Genomic DNA, 19,303 nt, shown 5'->3' with positions numbered 1-19,303 from the left:
CTCTAGACCCGCGCCCGACCGGGCGGGAGGCGGCTTTCACCGGGCATGAACTAGGGCCTGTCGGTTGGGTGATGCGGCGGGGCGCGGGGGGGGGGGCCCCCCGGCGCGACATTGGCCGCGTTTCGGGGGCGGGCCGGTGAATCGGTCGCCGCGATTCGCGGCGAACGGCGCATTGATCGCCGCGTTTCGGGGCGGATGGCGGCTGCAGTGGTCGTTCAGGCCCTGTCGCGCGGTCGTCGGCGGTACCGCTCTCGATCCGAGTGGCGGTACGGGCGATGCCGCTCGGGGAGATCGGCCGCGCCGATTCCGGTCACGAGCTCCTCGACATCGACCTCGAGCGCCTCGGCCAGCTGCAGCAGTGTGAAGAGCGTGGGGTTGCCCGTCCCCTTCTCGATGCGCTGCAGGTGCGACAGATCCAGATCGGCGCACTCCGCGAGGGCGCTCGCCGACAGCGATGCCCTCGTCCGGATCCCGACGATCCGGTCGCCGAGGATGCGCGACGCGCGAGCAGGAACGTCATCCACGTGGCCCAGCCTCCTCGCTCCGCCGCGCGCAGTCCAGCTCGAGAGGACGGCGGAGAGAGTCCGCTTGCTTGTGATCCACGGCTTCGACGCCGTTGCGGCCTCGTTCTCATGCAGTGTTGTATCGAGACACTGAACGGTGCACTCCTGCGGCCGGTGCGCCATGAGAAGGAAGAGTCACGATCGTGGAACTCATCACCTCAATGCGCCGCGAACGCGCACGGCGCCTCGTGCGACCCGTGCTCGCCGGATCGCTCGCCGCCGGGCTGGTCGCCGGAGCGCTTCTCGCGATCCCCGCGCCGACGGCGACGGCCGCGGCCTCGCCCGGACCTCTGGAAGAGGGCGACGTCATCTACCAGGTGCTCGTCGACCGGTTCCATGACGGCGACCCGACCAACAACGACTCCGGGCACGGAGAGTACGATCCGTCGGACCTCGGCTTCTACCATGGCGGCGACTGGGCGGGGCTCACCGAGAAACTCGGCTACATCGCCGATCTCGGCGTCACGGCGATCTGGCTCTCGCCGGTCTCCACGCAGGAGCCGGTATCTCGCGACGGCAACGAGGCCAGTTATCACGGCTACTTCACGCACGACTTCGCGACGCCCAACGAGCACTTCGGCGACACGGCCGAGCTGCAGGAGCTCATCGACACGGCTCACGACCTCGGGCTCAAGATGATCCTCGACGTCGTCCCCAACCACACGGCCGACTACCTCGCCGGCACGTCGACGACGTACGTGCCGTCGACGTACGCGCCGGCGGCCCCGCTGAACGACCCGTCGCTCTACCACCATGCCGGCGACTGCCTCTTCGACGGATCCGAATCGCAGACGCAGATCGAGAACTGCGACCTCGGTGGCCTCGACGATCTCGACCAGTCCGACCCGGCGGTGTCGGCCCACCTCATCGACTCCTACCGCGACTGGGTGGACCTCGGCTTCGACGGCATCCGTGTGGACGCGGCGCGGTCGGTCCCCAAGGACTGGCTGGCCGACTTCGAGGCGGCGATGGGCGTGCCGACATTCGGGGAGGTCTTCGTCGGCGATGTCGACTACGTGTCCGAGTATCAGGACTACCAGTGGGGCGTGCTCGACTTCCCGTACTTCTTCGACGTCCGCGACGCCTTCGCCGCCGACGTCGACATGAACACGCTGGGCGATATCTTCGACCAGGACGTGAAGTACGCGAACCCGAATCGGCTGGAGACGTTCCTCGACAACCACGACCGTGCGCGGTTCCTCACCTGGGCGGACGACAACTACCAGCGTCTGCGCTCGGCGCTGAGCTTCCTGCTCACGAGCCGGGGCATCCCGGTGATCTACTACGGCACCGAGCAGGCGGATGACGGGAACGGCAACGCGGGCGAGGTGCCGATCGCGAACAAGGACAACCGGAAGGACATGGAGTCCTTCGATCAGACGGGGTCGATCTACACGCTGATCCAGAGGCTGACGTCGCTCAAGGCCGCCTATGAGCCGCTGCGGACGGGTGTGCAGCGCGAGATGTGGTCCGACACGTCCTTCTACGGCTTCTCCCGACGGGTCGACGCCTCGGGCGAGGAGACGATCACCCTCTCGACGAACGCATGGGACGCGCAGACGCGGACCATCCCGCTGCGTGCCGAGAGCACGATCCCCGTCGGCGCGGTGCTCACCAACCTCCTCGACACGACGGAGACCACGACGGTGGTCGCGGGCGGCGTGACCGGCAAGCAGATCGTCGTCACGCTCGACGAGCACGAGACCGCGGTGTTCGCGCCGGGCGCACCGGTGTCGACGTACGAGCCCGCCGAACGCACCACGACGACGATCCGCGTGCACTACGACGCCGGTCTCGGGAACTCGATCGCGATCCGCGGAGACGAGTATCCGCTGTCCTGGACGGCGGGCCGCGGCGCGCGCAACATCTCGAGCGACGTCTGGGAGTGGGAGATGGAGCGCGTCCCCGACGGCGAGCCGTTCGAGTTCAAGGTGCTCCTGAACGACGCGACGTGGTCGACCGGCGCGAACTTCACCGGCACGGGCGGAGAGGTGATCGACGTCTATCCGACCTTCTGACGTCCACGGTTCCGCCGGGGTCGCACACCACTCCCGGTGCCGGCGGACGCGAGCGCCCGGCTGCGGCCGGGCGCTCGTGCGCAATCTGCTCTTGAGCTACCGCATATAAGCCTGTAGTTTATCGGTTCAGTAGACGGTACAACCGCCGTCGCGATCCGAGAGGCGAAGATGCTCCGCTCACGTTCCGCCGGCGCCGCTGCCGGCATGCTCCTTCTGATCCCTCTTGCCGCGTGCTCGCCGGCAGACCCCGCAGCCGACGGCGCCGTCCCGGTCAGCGTCTGGCACTACTGGGATGGCGCCAATGCCGACGCCTTCGACGCCCTCGTCGACGAGTACAACGCGTCACAGCACGACGTGGTCGTCTCGACGTCGAGCGTTCCCAATGCCGACTTCCTGACGAAGGTGCGTGCCGCCGCGACCTCGCGCACGCTCCCCGACATCGCGATCGGCGACCTGGTCTGGGTTCCGCAGATCGCGGAGATGGGAAGCCTCGCCGACCTCTCCGGCGCTCTGCCCGATGAGCGCCTCGACGATCTGCTCCCCGCCCTGACCGACTTCGGCACGATCGACGGCGAGCTCCTGTCGGTGCCCGTGAGTGCCAACAACCTCGCCTACATGTACAACCGCACGGTCTTCGAGCAGGCGGGGCTCGACCCCGACGACCCCCCTCAGACGTGGGACGAGCTGCTCGACGTCGGCGAGACCATCCTCGAGCAGACGGGACTGCCGGGGTACGACCTCTTCACGGAAGCGGGGGAGAGCGGCGAAGGCCTCACCTGGAACTTCCAGGTCTCGCTCTGGCAGGCCGGCGGCGAGTTCCTGACGGAAGACGGCAGCGCCGCGGCCTTCCACACCGCGGAGGGCGCCGAAGCCCTCCAGTTCTGGGTCGACCTGATCGAGTCGGGGGTGAGCCCCTACGCGCGATGGGGCGAGTTCGAGAAGGGACAGGGCGGATCAGCGCAGGAGGGGTCGTGGATGGTCGGCATCTGGGCAGCCGACCCGCCGTTCGACTTCGCCACGGCTCCCCTCCCGATCCCCGCCGACGGCGTCGCGGCGACGAATCTCGGCGGCGAGCAGGCGATGGTCTTCGCGCAGGATGACGCGCGCACCCAGGCGTCGGCCGACTTCCTCGCCTGGTTCCTCGAACCGGATCAGGTGATGTCCTGGAACCAGGCCACGGGGATGCTGCCGGTGACGCAGTCCGTCGCGCAGAGCGCCGACTACCTCGCGTGGGTGGACGAGAATCAGCCGCTGCTGCGGCCGTTCATCGAGCAGATGCCCGACGCCCGGACGCGACCCCACATCGCCTCGTATCCCGCGGTCTCGCTCGCCTTCGCGCAGGAGATCGAGCGCGCGCTCGCGGGCGAGGTCGACGTCGAGACGGCGCTCGCGTCCGCCGAGGCCGCCGTCAACGACGTCCTCGCCGAGGACTGACGTGTACGTCGCGTCGCGGCGCGCCCCCGCGCGCCGCCGTCGACGGTACGCCGCCGACGAGCTGCGCGCCGCCGCGCTCTTCCTCAGCCCCGCCCTGGTCGTGCTGGCGGTGTTCGTCCTGTATCCCATCGCCGACGCGGCACGCATCAGTCTGACGGACTGGGACGGCTTCTCGCCGGAGTCGACGTTCGTCGGGCTCGGCAACTACGCGCGCCTGGCGGGAGACGAGGAGTTCTGGAATTCGCTCGGCGTGACGGTCGTGTACGGCTTCGGAGTCACGCTGCTGAGCATCGCGAGCGGGCTCGCCGTGGCCCTGCTCCTCGACGCGCCGTTCCGGGGCAGGGGGTTCTATCGCGGGATCTACTTCCTCCCGACGGTGACGTCGTCCGTCGCGGCTGCCGTGGTGTGGCGGTACATGCTCGACCCTGCCGGCTTCGTCAACGGCGTGCTCGCCCACCTGGGTCTCGAAGGGCGGGACTGGCTGCAGGAGCGCTGGTCGGCGCTCGCGGCGCTCATCCTCCTGACCGTCTGGAAGAACGTCGGATTCAACGCGATCCTCTATCTGACCGCCCTTCAGACGCTCCCGGCGAGCGTGTACGAGGCGGCGCAGCTCGACGGCGCATCGGCGTGGCAGCGCTTTCGACGCATCACCTTCCCGCTGCTCGCCCCGATGACGTTCTTCGTCGTGATCCAGGCGCTCATCACGTGCTTCCAGGCCTTCGACCTCGTCTACGTCCTCACGGGCGGCGGGCCGCGGGGAGGCACCGAGGTGCTCGGCATGTTCATGTACCGCGAAGCGTTCCGCCTGGGCGACTTCGGCTACGGCGCGGCGATCGCGTTCGTCACCCTCGCGCTCGTGCTCGGCGTCTCTCTCGTGCAGGCCCGGGTCTCCGGGGCCCTCCGAACGGGGGAGTCATGAGCGGGCGCGTCGGGACGCTCGTCGGGCGTCACGCTGCCCTGCTCGCCGGCGCGGTCGTCGTGGTCGCGCCGTTCCTCTGGATGTTCACCACCTCGCTGCAGACCCGCGCCGAGACGTACACGGCGTCATCGCTGCTGCCGACGTCATGGCACTGGGAGAACTACCTCGTCGCCTGGAATGCGGCGCCGTTCGCCCGCTACTACCTCAACACGCTTCTCATGGCGGCGGGGATCGTGGTGGGCCACCTCGTGCTCGACGCGCTCGCCGCCTACGCGTTCGCGCGATTCCGGTTCCCGTTCCGCCGGACGCTCTTCACGATCCTCCTGGCCGCGCTGCTGGTCCCGACGTTCGTGACCGTCATCCCGGCGTACACGATCGTCGCGCAGCTCGGCTGGATCGACACCTTCGCCGCGCTCGTCGTCCCCCGGCTTGCCGACGTCTTCGGGATCGTCCTCCTCCGCCAGTACTTCGCCTCGCTCCCGATCGAGATCGAGGAGGCGGCGCGGATCGACGGGTGCAGCAGAGCGGGCACCTTCGTGCGGATCGTCGTGCCGCTGGCGCGGCCCGCGTTCGCGACGCTCGCGATCTTCAGCTTCCTGTTCGCCTGGAACGACTTCCTCTGGCCGCTGCTCGTGACGAACTCCGACGATGCGCGCACGATCCAGATCGGCCTGGCGGCGTTCCAAGGGCGCTACGCGACGTCGTGGAACCACCTCATGGCCGGAACCCTCACGGCGACCCTGCCGAGCGTCGTCGTCTTCATGATCTTCCAACGAGCGCTCGTGCGCGGCTTCGCCGCCAGCGGGCTGAAAGAGTGACACATGACCGAGCTGCACACGCCGGACTGGCTCGCCGACGCGATCTTCTACCAGATCTTCCCCGACCGATTCGCGAACGGCGACCCCGGGCTCGATCCGGAGGGGGTCGTCGCGTGGGACGCGGAGCCGACGCCCGACAACTTCTTCGGCGGCGACCTCGCCGGCATCGTCTCGAAGCTCGACCACCTCGTCGAGCTGGGCGTCACCGCGCTGTACCTCACGCCCGTCTTCGAGGCGCGCACCAATCACCGCTACGACGCGGTGGACTACTTCCGGATCGACCACCGCCTCGGCACGCTCGACGACTTCCGGCGGTTCCTGTCCGCCGCGCACGATCGCGGCATCCGCGTCGTCCTGGACGGCGTCTTCAACCATGCCGGGGTGGGGCACGCCGCCTTCCGCGACATCGTCGAGCGGGAGGAGGAGTCCCGGTGGGTCAACTGGTTCTCGGTCGAGGGCTTCCCCGTCGTCTCCCACCCCGTCCCGAACTACCGCACGTGCTCCGGATGCTGGTACCTGCCGAAGTGGAACGTGCACAATCCGGAGGTGCGGGCGCACCACCTCGCCGTCGCCCGTCACTGGATCGCGGAGGGCATCGACGGCTGGCGGCTCGACGTGCCGTACTTCGTCCAGCGCGGCTTCTGGCGGGAGTTCCGGGAGGTCGTGAAGGGCGAGAGCGACGACCTGTACATCGTCGCCGAGGAGTGGCGCGATCCGGACGAGTGGCTGCGCGGCGACATGGCCGACGGGACGATGAACTACACGCTGCGGGATCTCATCCTGGGTTTCACCGCAGACGGGAGCATCGACGCGTACGCCTTCGCGGCGGGCGTCGAGGCACTGCATGCCCGCATCCCCGAGCCGGCGCGCCCCGCGATGCTCAACCTGCTCGGCAGCCACGACACCGAGCGCGTCCTGACGCGGCATAGAGACGACGTGTCGGCACTCCTGTGCGCCTACGCCCTGCTGTTCGCCGCGCAGGGGGCGCCCATGATCTACTACGGCGACGAGGTCGGCCTCCGCGGAGAAAACGATCCGGGCTGCCGCGGCGGCATGGTCTGGGACACGGCCCGCTGGGAGCCCGCCATCCACGAGGCGGTCGTCCGCTGGACGTCGCTCCGCCGCCGGCTCGAATCGCTCCGTCGGGGAGCGCAGCGCGTCGTGGCGCTCGCTCCCGATGTCGTCGCCGTCACGCGGGCGCACGCCGACGAGGTGACGGTCGTGGTGGTGAACCGCGGGACCGCCGCCTTCGCGATGGCACGCGATGAAGCCCAGCGGCACGGTCTGCGATTCGTCGGCGAGGACGGCCTCCGGGTACCCGGGCGGGGTAGCGTCGTCTCCGTGGACGGAGTGATCGAATGAGGACGGGACGTGTGACGATGCGCGATGTCGCCGCGCGCGCGAACGTCTCCAAGACGGCCGTGTCGCTCGCCTTCAACGACTCGTCGCGCCTCTCCGAGTCGACGCTCCAGCACATCCTCGCGACCGCCAGCGAGATGGGCTATGCGCAGGATCCGGCGGCTCGGATGCTGCGGACCCGCCGCACGAACAGCCTGGGGCTGCTCCTTCCGCAGCAGCTCGACCGCGTGCTCGAGAACCCGTACTACTCGCAGTTCCTGCAGGGCGTCGGGCAGACCTGCAATCAGGAGGGGTACACGCTCCTCCTGGCGCCGCCCCTGCGGGGATCCATGCTCAAGAGCATCCCCTACGCCGCGGTCGACGGCTTCATCGTCAGCGGACTCGAGTACGACAGGGGAGAGGTCAGTGCGCTCCGTCAGCGCGGCATCCCGTTCGTCCTCGTCGACAGCGAGGAGCACGAGGGAGTCGCCTCGGTCGAGATCGACGACGCGGCGGGGATGGAGACGCTCGTGCGCCACCTCCTCGACCTCGGTCATCGACGGATCGGCATCGCGGCGCTCGAGACGGGTGACGAGGGGCCCTGGGAGTCCTGGCGCGGGCCCGTGCTCCGGCGGATGCAGGGAGCCGTCGCGGCCCTGCATGCGGCGGGAATCGATGTGGACGCGCCCGGGATCCATGTCGTCCAGGTGGCCTGCACCCGCGAAGGCGGCAAGAGCGCATTCGACGAGCTCTGGTCGGCGCCGGAGCGCCCGACGGCCATCGTCGCGTTCAGCGACGTCATCGCCCTCGGCGTCCTCGACGCGGCGAAGCAGGCCGGAGTGGCGGTGCCGGCCGACCTCTCTGTGACGGGGTTCGACGACCTCACCGAGGCGCAGTGGTCCCAGCCCTCGCTCACGACCGTGCGGCAGCCGATCGCGAGCAAGGGGAGGCTGGCGGCGGAGTTCCTCGTGGAGGCGATCGCCGCCGACGAGGGCGCGGTGACGCGGCGTCAGCACCGGCTGCACACGACGCTGCTCGTCCGCGAGTCGGCCGCGCCGCCGCGGCCGGCCTGACAGGCGCCGCCCTACAGTGCCGGCGTCCGGGGCGGAGGAGTTCGCCGCGCCCCCGTCGCCTCGAACGCGCGGGCGAGGCCGAGGAGCACGGTGTCGTCGTAGGCGCGACCGGCGAACGTGAGGCCGACGGGCATCCCGGTATCGGCCATCGTGCCCATCGGCACCGTCACGGTCGGCACGCCGAAGTGCCGGATGGCGAGGTTGCCGTTCGCGACCCAGACCCCGTTGCGCCATCCGAGGTCGGCGGACGCGGGGTCCACGTCCATGTCGGAGGGCGCGACGTCGGCCATCGCGGGGAAGACGACGGCGTCGAGGCCGAGGTCGTCCATCCACCGCTCCAGGTCGATGCGGCGCGTCTCCTCGAGCCCGCGGACGCCGTCCGCGAGCGAGGGGATGTCGGTGAACGCCGCCACGGGGTGCTCCCGCACGTGCGCGGGGTAGGCGGCGATGTCGTCGTCGAACCCCGTGTACCGGTCGGGGAGCGCTCCGTCGGGATGCGGGAAGATGCGCGCCCCGTCGACGCCGCCGAGCGAGGGGATGGCCGGGTCGCCGTTGGCGCGCAGGAAGTCGTCCCACGCCCAGGCCGAGAGATCGATGATCTCGCGTCGCAGGTACTCGGGCGAGACGAGCCCGCGCGTCGCGATCGTCGGCGCGCCGGGGCGGTCGCCCTCGTCGTTGGTCACGAGCGGGAAGTCGACCTCGACGACCGTCGCACCGGCGGCCTCGAGGTCGGCGCGGGCCGCCTGCCAGAGGGCGATGACCGAGGCGCGTGTCTCGATGCGCGTGCCGGTCGGCCCGCCGATCCCGACTCCGGCCGGCACGTCGGCCTCACCTCCCACGTACATGCGCGGGATGCCCAGGGTGCGGCCGGCGAGGTCTCCCTCGATCGCGAGGTACGAGGCGGGGCGGATGGCCGATGCCGCCGGGATCTCCACCCATGGCTGCGCGCGCCAGAAGTCGCCGCGCACGTCCGGATCGTCGGCGACGACGACGTCGAGCACCGCGAGGAGGTCGGCGACCGTGCGGGTGTGCGGCACGACGACGTCCATGGTCGGGACCAGCGGCCAGTTGCCGCGCACCGAGATGACGCCGCGCGATGGCGTGTACGCGACGAGCGCGTTGCACGACGCGGGGGCGCGGCCGCTCGACCAGGTCTCCTCGCCGAGCCCGAAGGCGGCGAAGCTCGCGGCCGTCGCCGTGCCCGATCCGTTGGACGACCCCGAGCCGAAGGCGCTCGTGAGATAGGCCGCGTTGTAGGGGCTCTCGGCCCGGCCGTAGAGGCCGCGCTGCATGCCGCCGTTCGCCATCGGCGGCATGTTCGTGAGGCCGAGGCAGATGGCGCCGCCGTCGCGGAGGCGCTCGATCGTGAACGCGTCGCGCTGCGCGACGAGGTCGGCGAACGCGGGGCTGCCGGCGGCGGCCGTGAGGCCCCGCACGAGGTAGCTGTCCTTCGCCGTGTACGGGATGCCGTCGAGCGGACCGCGCGTCTCTCCCGCGGACCGCCGCGCGTCGGATGCCCGGGCCTCGGCGAGCGCATCGGGATTGCGCACGACGACGGCGTTGAGCGCGGTGTCGGTGCCGGGTGCGTCGAAGGCATCGATGCGCGCGAGGTACGCCTCGACGAGCTCGACGGCCGTGGCGCGGCCGTCGGCGAGCGCGGCCTGAAGGTCGGCGATCGACGCCTCGTGCACGGAGATCACGGCGCCACCGCCGGCTGCTGCTGCGTGATGCAGTGGATGCCGCCGCCGCGCGCGAAGATCTCGCGCGCGTCGACCGTGACGACGCGGCGGCCCGGGTAGACGCGCTCGAGCACCTCGCGGGCGCGGCCATCCGCCTCCGGCTCGCCGAAGCCGCACGCGACGACGCCGTCGTTGACGACGAGGTGGTTGACGTAGCTCCAGTCGACGAAGCCGCCGTCGTCGCCCGAGCCGTCGCGCAGCGTCGCGGGCGCAGGCAGGTCGACGATCTCGAAGGAACGGCCCGCGGCATCCGTCTGGGTCTCGAGGTGCGCGCGCAGTGCGCGCGTGACGGCGTGGTCGGGATGGGCGGGGTCGCGCTGGTCGTGCAGCAGCAGCACGCCGGGCGAGGGGAGCGCCGCGACGATGTCGACATGGCCGTTCGTGCCGAACTCGTCGTAGTCGCGCGTGAGGCCGCGGGGGAGCCAGACGACCTTCTCGGCGCCGAGGGTGCGGGCGAACTCGGCCTCGACGCGGGCGCGGTCGGCGTAGGGGTTCCGGCGCGGGTCGAGCTGCACGGTCTCGGTCGCAAGCACGGTGCCCTCGCCGTCGACGTGGATGCCGCCGCCCTCGTTGACGAGCACGGAGCTGACGAGCTCAGCGCCTGCGGCGGCGGCGACGAGGCGGCCGTGCTCGGCCGAGAGCCGCCACCGCGCCCACGCGGGGGCGCCCCATCCGTTGAAGATCCAGTCGACGGCGCCCAGCACGCCGGGTCGCTCGTCGTCGACGACGAAGGTGGGGCCGGAGTCGCGCATCCAGAACTCGTCGACAGGGGCCTCGACGATGTCGATGTGCGCGCCGAGCATGCGGCGCGCACGGGCGGCCTCGCTCGGGTCGACGACCATCGTGACGGGCTCGAACTCGGCGACGGCGTGCGCGACGGCCGTCCACGCGGCGTAGCCCGCCTCCCGCTCGGACGCTTCGTCTCCGAGCGTGATCCCCTCACGGGGGAAGGCCATCCAGGTGCGCTCGTGTCGAGCCGTCTCCGCGGGCATCCGCCAGGTCATCGTCGCTCCTCCGCTTGTATTGATCATGCGATCAATACGTCGATTGTGGCGTTAGGGTGGGGCCATGTCAAGCGATCGGCCGCGCACGAGGGCGCCTCGGCGGTCGCCCGACGAGCGCCGCGCCCAGATCGCCGACGTCGCGCGCGCGATCGCCGTCGCCGACGGACTCTCGGCCGTCACCCTGCGCGCCGTCGCGAAGGGCGCCGGGGTGGCGCCCGCGCTCGTCGCGCACTACGAGCCGGCCATGGATGCGCTCGTCGCGCGCGTGTTCGCGGGCATCGTGGCGGACGAGCTCGAGGAGGTCGCCGGCCTCGCCGCGGGCCTCGCTCCTCGCGCCGCGCTCGAGGCGATCATCGCGACCCTGCTCGGCGGCGCGCGGGCCGACGTCACGGCGGTGTGGGTCGAGGCGTGGGCGCTCGGCCGTCGCAGCGAGGCGCTCGCCGCGGAGGTGCGCGCCCAGATGGACGCCTGGGCCGCCCTCCTCCGCCGCGTCATCGAGGCGGGCGTCGCGACGGGCGACTTCTCCGTCGATGACGCGGGCGCCGCCGCCTGGCAGCTGCTCGGCATGATCGACGGTCTCGGCGCCCAGGCCCTCGTGCGCTGGGGCGGAGTCGGAGAGCGCTCCGAGCTGCTCCTCCGCGCCGCCGAGGGGATGCTCGGGGTGCGGCGCGGGGGATAGGTCCTGATGGCGACGACTCGCGGCAGCAGCAGGATGACCGCTCCGTCACCCCTCGTACTCTGTGCGCCCCCCGATGACCGTCCGCACGACGCGTGCGCGGAGCAACGCGCGGGGCCCCTCGGCGAACGGGTCGACGTCGAGCACGGCGAAGTCGGCGGCGTGGCCCGCGGCGATCCGCCCTCGCCACGCGCCGTCGCCCGTCGACGCCGCGGCGTCGCGCGTCGCGTGCGCGATCGCGCGTTCGAGGGGCAGGGCGAGGTGCGGATGGACGGCCGCGCTCGCCGGATCGAGGGCCGATGCGCGCGTGGCGGCGACGTACATGTTCGCGAGCGCCTCGTGGGGTGCCGTCGGGGCATCCGTCGAGAACGCGAGCACGGCGCCGGCATCCTCGAACTCGGGCCACGCGAACGCCCGGTCGACGCGCTCGTCGCCCAGCTGCGCGGCCCAGTTCGCGAAGATCGCGGGGTCGGCGTGCACGGGCTGCATCGACGCCGTGACCCCGAGCCGCGCCATCCGCTCGGCCGTGCCGGGAGCCGCGTACTCGAGGTGCTCGATGCGGTGGCGCCGCGGCCGGTCGCCGTTCACGGCGACGGCGTGCTCGATCGCGTCGAGCGCGAGGGTGCTCGCGGCGTCGCCGATGGCGTGCAGGGCGATCTGCAGGCCAGCGGCGTCGGCCGCCGCGACGACGGGCAGCAGGTGCTCGGCCGGCCAGATCGGCGCGGCGTTCGTACCGTCGGCGTACGGATGGCCCATGGCCGCCGTGCACGCGTCGATCGTGCCGTCGAGCACGAGCTTGATGCCGACGACGCGCACGCCGGCGTGTGCGACCCGGGCGAGCTCGGCGGCGTGGGCCACCTGGGCGAGGTTCCCCGCATCATCGCCCGTGTTGGCTACGAACCAGTGCGCCGCGATGCGCAGCGGCTGCGCGCCGCGCGCCGATGCCCGCTCGAGCGCGGCGAGACCGTGCTCGTCGAACGCCATGTCGACGGCGCCGACGACTCCCGAGGCGAGGTACGCCGCGACGACGCGGTCCACGCCGGCGTCGCGCTGGGCATCCGTCGTCGTGGCGTCGCGGTGCGCCCAGGCGTACTGGACGGCCGCCGTCTCGTAGAGCATGCCCGTCGCCTCGCCGTCGGCGTCGCGCTCGATTCGGCCGCCGATGGGGTCGGGGGTGTCGCGCGTGATGCCGAGCTCGGCCAGGGCCGCCGTGTTGACCCAGCAGGAGTGGTAGTCGTTCGCGTCGAGGTAGACGGGGATGTCGGCGACGGCGGCGTCGATCATGGCCGCCGTGGGCGCGCCCCCCGGGATGCTGTCGAACAGCCAGCCGCGGCCGCGCAGCACGCCGTCGGCCGCCGGGCGTGCGGCGCGCAGCCGTGCCTGGATCTCGTCGAGCGAGCGCGCGTCCGTGAGCCCCACCTGGCCGAGCGCGTCTCCCATCATGAGCAGATGCGTGTGCGCGTCGGTGAAGCCGGGGAGCACGACGCGGCCCGCGAGGTCGACCGTCTCGTCGGCGGGCGGCGCATCGGCCGCCGGGCCCACGTACGCGAAGCGCGCGCCCTCGACCACGACGGCCTCGGCCCATCCGGGCTCGTCGGCCGTGAGGATGCGGGCGTTGCGGTACAGGACGCGGGTCATGCGGACTCCTTCTCGGGGGCGATGTGCCCGGGGGTGGCGTGCCCAGGGCCGACGGGCTCGGTGCCGACGGGCCCAGGGCCGACGGCGGCCGACGTCGTGCGGGCGGAGCGCTCGAGGCGCGTGGAGAGGCGGGCGATGGCGGCGGCGGGGACGGCGAGCACGAAGCTCGCGACGCCGAGCGCCACGGCGAAGCCCTGGTAGCCGAGGGCGCCGACGAGAGCGGCGCCGATGACGGGGGTCAGGGCGGAGCCGACGAGGTAGACGGCGAGGAGCGGGCCCGACCAGCGGCCGTCCGCGTCGAGCGCGGCCGACGTCGACACGAAGTACATGAAGGCGATCGCGTACACGGTGTTCCAGGCGACGAACACGACGATGAAGGCGGTCGGGTCGGTCGTGAACCCCTCCGCGATCTTGAGCGCTCCGCCCGCGGCGAGCAGGATCGCGAGGGGCGCGGCGCGGCCGAGCCGGTCCCCGACGGCCATGAGCAGGAGCGAGCCGACCAGCCCGCCCGCGGTCGCGCCGCTCAGCGCGAGGCCGAGGCCCTCGGGGGAGAGCGCGGCCTGGTCGGCGCCCATGACGCCCGCCATGGCCCACAGGGAGTCCTCGCTCGCCGCCCACAGCGCGAAGACGGCGAGCAGCCCGAAGCCCGCGAGCGTCACGCTGCGCGAGCGCGCGGGAGACGTGCGCAGGGCGCCGGTCGGCGGCACCTCGATGGGCATCGCCTCCGCGACGGCGGCGGCCGCCTGCGGCGCCACGACGGGTGCGGCGGGCAGCCAGGCGGAGACGAGGAGGCCGATCACGCTGAAGAGCGCGAGCGCACCGAACACGTCGACGGGAGCGAGCCCCACGAGCGGGATGACCGCGAGCACGATCGTGATGACGCCGCGGTTCGCGAGGCCGTTGAATCCCGCGACGCGGTCGGGGTTGCGGAACGCCGCCAGCGCGGCGCCCGAGGCGGCGACCGCGCCGCCGGCGCCGACGCCTCCCACGAGGAGTCCCGGGAGGATGAGCGCGGGGACGAGCGCGGCGACCCCGAAGCCGGCCGCGCCGACCGCGAGGCCGAGGCGCGCGACGGCCCGCCGACGCGCGCCGGCGCACAGCGGTGCGATCGCGAGCCCCGTGACGGCGGTGAGGAGGAGGGCGGCGGTGACGAGCCAGCTCGCGGCGAGCACGTCGATCCCGAGGCCCGTCTGCGCGGCGGTGATCATGTAGGGCGACAGGTTGACGCCGAGGTAGCCGGCGATGCCGATGGCGAAGGTGGCGGAGGCGGTGGGGAGGCGGAGGGGGACGCGGGTTCCGAGATCGGTCATGGAGGACTCCGAGAGGGCGGGGCACGGCGGTGTGCGCGGACGGCGGGGTGGAGCTCGGGCGCCGGGGTGAGGCGCGGCGTTCGAAAACGAACGGTATTCGTCAACGAACGGTGATCGTTATTATGCACAGGGGAGGGGGCGCGCGGAAGACCTCCCTGTTTCCGGGATGTTTCCGCCGTCAGATGAGCGAGGTCGCATGGCACGTCCGTCCCAGCCGCTGCTGTCGCCCGAGATCATCGGCGACGCGGGCCTCGCGCTGTCGGCGGCCGGCGAGCCGTTCGGCGTCAACGCCATCGCCCGCCGTCTGGGGGTCCGCCCCTCGTCGCTCTACAACCATGTGGACGGCATGGACGGCATCCTCGAGCTCATGCGCGGACGGCTCGTCGAGGCCTACCGCGTCGCGCCGGACGGGAAGGCGTGGGACGTCTTCGTGCGCGAGCTGCTGCGCACGCAGCGGCGCATGTACGCGGACCACCCCCAGCTCGTCCCCCTGCTCGTCGGGAAGACGATCACGAGCCCCGCCGTCATCGCGTCGTACGACGATCTCGCCACCGTGCTCGTCGACGGCGGCTTCGCCGACGACGAGGTGCTCTCGCTCATCGCCGTCATCGACGCCTTCGCGATCGGCTTCGGTCTCGACCTCGCGTCGCCGGACGACGTCTGGCAGCCCGACGGCGAGACGCGCACCCTCGGACGGCTCCTCGACGGCGCGGAACGCGGCCGTGCGCGGTCGGATCGGATGTTCGAGCTCGGCGCCGACCTCCTCCTCGCGTCCCTGCGCGCACGCCTCGCGCGCTGACGCGCCCGGGAGGAGCGTTCACCCCTCGGTAACCTGTCCCCGAGACGATGGCATCGCTCGTGACGACGCCACACCCGGAGGCATGTTGACCGACATCGCGGCGGCGCAGAGCGCCGTGCTCGACCGCGGAGAGGCCGCGGCGCCCGAGCGCACCCTCATCGACATCCTGCACGCGACGGCGGCGGCCCATCCCGACGCATCGGCGATCGAGGACGCCGACGGAGCCCTCAGCTACCGGGAGCTCGTCGACGCCGTCGCGCGCACGGCGGACCGCCTCCGTGCGGAGGGCGTGCGCCGCGGCGACCGCGTGGGCGTGCGGATGGCCTCGGGCACGGCCGAGCTCTACGTCTCCATCCTCGGGGTGCTCGCGGCGGGCGCCGCGTACGTGCCCGTCGACGCCGACGACCCGAAGGAGCGCGCCGACCTCGTCTTCGGCGAGGCGCGCGTGCGGGGAGTGCTCACGGGCGACGGCCGATTCGAGCAGGGCGAGCCGACCCGCGGAGCCGACGAACTGCCGCCGACGGCCGACGACGACGCGTGGATCATCTTCACCTCCGGTTCGACGGGAACGCCCAAGGGCGTCGCCGTGACGCACCGCTCTGCGGCGGCGTTCGTCGACGCCGAGGCGCGCCTGTTCCTCCAGGACGAGCCGCTCGGTCCGGGCGACCGCGTGCTCGCGGGGCTCTCCGTCGCGTTCGACGCGTCGTGCGAGGAGATGTGGCTCGCATGGCGTCATGGCGCCTGCCTCGTGCCGGCGCCGCGATCGCTCGTCCGATCGGGCTCCGATCTCGGGCCGTGGCTCCTCGGCCACGGCATCACGGCCGTCTCGACCGTGCCGACCCTCGCGTCGCTGTGGCCCTCCGACACGATCGAGAACGTGCGGCTGCTCATCTTCGGCGGCGAGGCCTGCCCGCCCGAGCTCGTCGCCCGGCTCGCCGGCGAGGGCCGCGAGCTGTGGAACACCTACGGCCCGACCGAGGCGACCGTCGTCGCGTGCGCAGCGCTCATGCGCGCGGGCGAGCCCGTGCGCATCGGCCTGCCCCTCGAAGGATGGCGCCTCGCCGTCGTCGACGCCGACGGCCGCCCGGTCGCGGCGGGCGAGCCGGGCGAGCTCATCATCGGCGGCGTGGGCCTCGCACGCTACCTCGACCCCGCCAAGGACGCCGAGAAGTACGCCCCCATGCCGACCCTCGGATGGGAGCGGGCCTATCGCTCGGGCGACATGGTGCGCTTCGAGCCGGAGGGCCTGCTGTTCCAGGGTCGCGTCGACGACCAGGTGAAGGTCGGGGGGCGCCGCATCGAGCTGGGCGAGGTGGAGGCGGCGCTGCACGACCTCCCCGGCGTGACGGCGGCCGCCGTCGCCGTGCGCACGACGGCGGCGGGGGTGGCCATCCTCGTCGGATACCTCGAGGCGTCCGCCGACTTCGACCGGTCCGAGGCGCGCACGCTCCTCGCCGACCGCCTCCCCGCGCCGCTCATCCCGACGCTCGCGGTCATCGACGAGCTGCCCATCCGCACATCGGGCAAGGTCGACAAGAACGCCCTCCCCTGGCCGCTCGCCGACGCGGGGGAGACCGCGGGTGACCTCGACGCCGACGTCGCCTGGCTCGCCGCGCACTGGCAGGCGGTCCTCGGGATCCCGGTGAGCGACGAGGACGCCGACTTCTTCGACCTGGGCGGCGGTTCGCTCGCCGCCGCGCAGCTCGTCACGCTGATCCGCGAGACGGCGCCGGAGTTCACGGTCGCCGACGTCTACGGCCATCCGCGCCTCGCGGCGATGGCCGAGGCGGCGCTCGACACGGTCGATCCCGACGCGGCGTCGGGGTACAGCACCCCCGCGCCCACGCCGCGGGCGACGCAGTGGGCGCAGACGCTCGTCGGCGTCCCGCTGTTCATCCTCACGGGTGCGCGCTGGCTCGTGTACGCGCTCACGGCGTCGACGCTGCTCTCGCTCGTGCCGGGGTTCGAGGCGCTGCCCGTCATCGACTGGTGGTGGACGCTCGCGGGGCTCGTCCTGCTCGCCACGCCGTTCGGGCGGATGGCCCTGGGCGCGCTGTTCGCGCGGGCGCTCCTCGCCGGCGTCAGGCCGGGCGACTACCGTCGCGGCGGCGCCGTGCACCTGCGGCTCTGGCTCGCGGAGAAGGTCACCGACCAGATCGACCCCGTCGGGCTCGCGGGCGCCCCATGGGTGACGTACTACGCCCGCGCCCTCGGAGCGAAGATCGGCCGCGACGTCGACCTGCACACGATGCCGCCCGTCACGGGCATGCTCGAGGTCGGCTCGGGGGCCGCGATCGAGCCCGAAGTCGACCTGTCGGGCTACTGGATCGACGGCGAGACCGTGCGCATCGGCGGCATCCGCATCGGCGCTGGCGCGACGATCGGCGCGCGCTCAACGCTCGCCCCCGGCACGAAGGTCGGGCAGGGAGCGGAGGTGGGGCCGGGCTCTGCCGTCTTCGGCCGTGTGCGGGCGGGGCAGCACTGGGCGGGCTCGCCCGCCGTGCGCTCGGGCGCCGCCACCAGGGGATGGCCCGACGCGCGTCCGCCGGCTCGGCGCCGCCATCTCGCGCTGTACGCCGCATCGTCGCTGGGGCTCGCGCTGCTGCCCGTGGTCTCGTTCGCCGCGGGGGGCCTCGTGCTCGCCGCGGGGATGCGCGGCGCCGCGACGCTCGCCGACGCCGCGCTCGCCGCGTTCGCCCTCCTCGTGCCCGCCGTGCTCGCGGCCGGGCTCTTCTTCGCAGGCGCGGTCGTCGTGCTCGTGCGGCTGCTGTCGATCGGCCTGCGCGAGGGCACGTACCCCGTCCGCAGCCGGACGGCATGGCAGGCGTGGACGATCGAGCGCCTGCTCGACTCGGCCCGCACCATCCTCTTCCCGATCTACTCGAGCCTCTTCACGCCCGTGTGGCTGCGGCTGCTCGGCGCGAAGGTGGGGCGCAACGTCGAGGCGTCGACCGTGCTCCTCCTCCCGTCGATGACGACGATCGACGACGGCGCCTTCCTCGCCGACGACACCATGGTGGCGTCATACGAGCTGCGGGGCGGGTGGCTGCGCATCGCGCCGGCACGGATCGGGAAGCGCGCGTTCCTCGGCAACTCGGGGATGGCCGCCGCGGGCCACCGCGTGCCGAAGGACGGGCTCGTCGCGGTGCTGTCGGTCGCGCCCCTCAAGGCCAAGGCGGGGTCGAGCTGGCTCGGGTCGCCGCCCGTGCGCCTGCGCCGCATCGTGGCCGACGTCGACGAGTCGCGCACGTTCCGGCCCCCCACCCGGCTGCGCGTCGCGCGGACGCTGTGGGAGCTCTGCCGGTTCGTCCCCGTCGTCGCGACGTGCGCGCTCGGGCTCGGCGTGCTGCTCGCGTTCCTCGCCCTCGTCTCGTGGATCGGCGTCCTCACGACGCTCCTCGTCTCGGGGGCCGTCATGCTCCTCGCGGGCGCGGTCGCCGCGCTCGTCTCCACCGCCGCGAAGTGGGCCATCGTCGGGCCCATCCGCGCGGGCGAGCAGCCGCTGTGGTCGAGCTTCGTGTGGCGCACGGAGGTGTCCGACACGTTCGTCGAGATGCTCGCGGCGCCGTGGTTCGCCGACCCCGCGTCGGGGACGCCGGCGCTCGCCCTGTGGCTGCGCACGCTCGGAGCCCGCATCGGGCGCGGAGTGTGGTGCGAGAGCTACTGGCTGCCCGAGCCCGATCTCGTCGATCTGGGAGACGGATCCACCGTGAACCGGGGGTGCGTCGTCCAGACGCATCTGTTCCATGATCGGATCATGAGCATGGACACCGTCACCCTCGAAGCCGGCGCCACCCTCGGCCCCCACAGCGTGATCCTCCCCGCCGCGTCGATCGGAGCGCACGCGACCGTGGGACCCGCCTCGCTCGTCATGCGCGGCGAGGCCGTGCCCGTGGGCAGCCGGTGGAGCGGCAACCCGATCGGCCCGTGGCGGGCCGTCAAGGTGCGGTCGTACCAGGCGTCGTGACGTCGGA

General features: G+C 72.4%; 14 protein-coding genes. 9 read left to right on the top strand and 5 right to left on the bottom strand.

Features of this window, described 5'->3' with window-relative positions:
* Nucleotides 1–215: 215 nt before the first annotated feature.
* The gene (locus ACWGPF_RS08535; RefSeq protein WP_452332415.1) at nt 216–524 is read right to left on the bottom strand and encodes a helix-turn-helix domain-containing protein; all 309 of its coding nucleotides are present in this window, start codon (nt 522–524) and stop codon (nt 216–218) included.
* 182 nt (nt 525–706) lie between these two features.
* On the opposite strand from ACWGPF_RS08535, the gene ACWGPF_RS08530 reads away from it, so the two are divergent.
* From ACWGPF_RS08530 to ACWGPF_RS08505, 6 genes are all read left to right on the top strand, one after another.
* Complete coding sequence (locus ACWGPF_RS08530; protein WP_452332414.1) at nt 707–2,581, top strand: alpha-amylase family glycosyl hydrolase; 1,875 nt, start codon at nt 707–709, stop codon at nt 2,579–2,581.
* Between the two features lie 204 nt (nt 2,582–2,785).
* Entirely contained in the window at nt 2,786–4,015 is a 1,230-nt protein-coding gene (locus ACWGPF_RS08525; protein WP_452332413.1) for an ABC transporter substrate-binding protein, read from the top strand.
* A 1-nt stretch (nt 4,016) separates the two neighbouring features.
* Complete coding sequence (locus tag ACWGPF_RS08520) at nt 4,017–4,934, top strand: carbohydrate ABC transporter permease (protein ID WP_452332412.1); 918 nt, start codon at nt 4,017–4,019, stop codon at nt 4,932–4,934.
* Nucleotides 4,931–5,752 carry a carbohydrate ABC transporter permease gene (locus ACWGPF_RS08515; RefSeq protein WP_452332411.1) on the top strand — a complete coding sequence of 274 codons (822 nt, stop codon included), beginning with the start codon at nt 4,931–4,933 and terminating at the stop codon, nt 5,750–5,752. The genes ACWGPF_RS08520 and ACWGPF_RS08515 overlap by 4 nt, the downstream gene beginning before the upstream one ends.
* A gap of 3 nt (nt 5,753–5,755) precedes the next feature.
* Nucleotides 5,756–7,114 (top strand): glycoside hydrolase family 13 protein, encoded by a 1,359-nt coding sequence (locus ACWGPF_RS08510; RefSeq protein ID WP_452332410.1) that lies wholly within the window; start codon nt 5,756–5,758, stop codon nt 7,112–7,114.
* Nucleotides 7,111–8,163: a LacI family DNA-binding transcriptional regulator gene (locus ACWGPF_RS08505; protein WP_452332409.1), complete on the top strand. Its 1,053-nt coding sequence runs from the start codon at nt 7,111–7,113 to the stop codon at nt 8,161–8,163. Before ACWGPF_RS08510 ends, ACWGPF_RS08505 begins: the two co-directional genes overlap by 4 nt.
* Before the next feature lie 11 nt (nt 8,164–8,174).
* On the opposite strand, the gene ACWGPF_RS08500 is transcribed toward ACWGPF_RS08505, so the two are convergent.
* Nucleotides 8,175–9,863: an amidase gene (locus ACWGPF_RS08500; protein ID WP_452332408.1), complete on the bottom strand. Its 1,689-nt coding sequence runs from the start codon at nt 9,861–9,863 to the stop codon at nt 8,175–8,177.
* Complete coding sequence (locus tag ACWGPF_RS08495) at nt 9,860–10,906, bottom strand: agmatine deiminase family protein (protein ID WP_452332407.1); 1,047 nt, start codon at nt 10,904–10,906, stop codon at nt 9,860–9,862. Before ACWGPF_RS08495 ends, ACWGPF_RS08500 begins: the two co-directional genes overlap by 4 nt.
* A 64-nt stretch (nt 10,907–10,970) precedes the next feature.
* Between ACWGPF_RS08495 and ACWGPF_RS08490 the strand changes: the two genes are divergently transcribed.
* Entirely contained in the window at nt 10,971–11,585 is a 615-nt protein-coding gene (locus ACWGPF_RS08490; RefSeq protein WP_452332406.1) for a TetR/AcrR family transcriptional regulator, read from the top strand.
* Between the two features lie 45 nt (nt 11,586–11,630).
* On the opposite strand, the gene ACWGPF_RS08485 is transcribed toward ACWGPF_RS08490, so the two are convergent.
* Nucleotides 11,631–13,220, bottom strand: coding sequence for an amidohydrolase (locus ACWGPF_RS08485; protein WP_452332405.1), 1,590 nt, complete (start codon nt 13,218–13,220; stop codon nt 11,631–11,633).
* Nucleotides 13,217–14,530, bottom strand: a complete 1,314-nt coding sequence (locus ACWGPF_RS08480; RefSeq protein WP_452332404.1) for an MFS transporter — start codon at nt 14,528–14,530, stop codon at nt 13,217–13,219. Before ACWGPF_RS08480 ends, ACWGPF_RS08485 begins: the two co-directional genes overlap by 4 nt.
* A 196-nt stretch (nt 14,531–14,726) precedes the next feature.
* On the opposite strand from ACWGPF_RS08480, the gene ACWGPF_RS08475 reads away from it, so the two are divergent.
* Nucleotides 14,727–15,329 carry a TetR/AcrR family transcriptional regulator gene (locus ACWGPF_RS08475; protein ID WP_452332403.1) on the top strand — a complete coding sequence of 201 codons (603 nt, stop codon included), beginning with the start codon at nt 14,727–14,729 and terminating at the stop codon, nt 15,327–15,329.
* A gap of 82 nt (nt 15,330–15,411) precedes the next feature.
* A complete protein-coding gene (locus ACWGPF_RS08470) occupies nt 15,412–19,296 on the top strand; it encodes a Pls/PosA family non-ribosomal peptide synthetase (protein WP_452332402.1) in 3,885 nt (1,294 codons plus the stop codon).
* Nucleotides 19,297–19,303 lie beyond the last annotated feature (7 nt).

The sequence above is a fragment of the Microbacterium sp. NPDC055683 genome, from assembly GCF_053617895.1.
The sequence above is the reverse complement of the archived record's forward strand: the minus strand, read 5'-3'. Positions and strand labels throughout refer to the sequence as shown.

Excerpts from the sequence above, each read along its gene's own strand:
- ACWGPF_RS08475 (WP_452332403.1), top strand. The coding sequence starts at position 14,727 with ATGGCACGTCCGTCCCAGCCGCTGCTGTCGCCCGAGATCATCGGCGAC.
- ACWGPF_RS08490 (WP_452332406.1), top strand. The coding sequence starts at position 10,971 with ATGTCAAGCGATCGGCCGCGCACGAGGGCGCCTCGGCGGTCGCCCGAC.
- ACWGPF_RS08525 (WP_452332413.1), top strand. The coding sequence starts at position 2,786 with ATGCTCCTTCTGATCCCTCTTGCCGCGTGCTCGCCGGCAGACCCCGCA.
- ACWGPF_RS08515 (WP_452332411.1), top strand. The coding sequence starts at position 4,931 with ATGAGCGGGCGCGTCGGGACGCTCGTCGGGCGTCACGCTGCCCTGCTC.
- ACWGPF_RS08510 (WP_452332410.1), top strand. The coding sequence starts at position 5,756 with ATGACCGAGCTGCACACGCCGGACTGGCTCGCCGACGCGATCTTCTAC.
- ACWGPF_RS08480 (WP_452332404.1), bottom strand. The coding sequence starts at position 14,530 with ATGACCGATCTCGGAACCCGCGTCCCCCTCCGCCTCCCCACCGCCTCC.
- ACWGPF_RS08485 (WP_452332405.1), bottom strand. The coding sequence starts at position 13,220 with ATGACCCGCGTCCTGTACCGCAACGCCCGCATCCTCACGGCCGACGAG.
- ACWGPF_RS08470 (WP_452332402.1), top strand. The coding sequence starts at position 15,412 with ATGTTGACCGACATCGCGGCGGCGCAGAGCGCCGTGCTCGACCGCGGA.
- ACWGPF_RS08505 (WP_452332409.1), top strand. The coding sequence starts at position 7,111 with ATGAGGACGGGACGTGTGACGATGCGCGATGTCGCCGCGCGCGCGAAC.
- ACWGPF_RS08495 (WP_452332407.1), bottom strand. The coding sequence starts at position 10,906 with ATGACCTGGCGGATGCCCGCGGAGACGGCTCGACACGAGCGCACCTGG.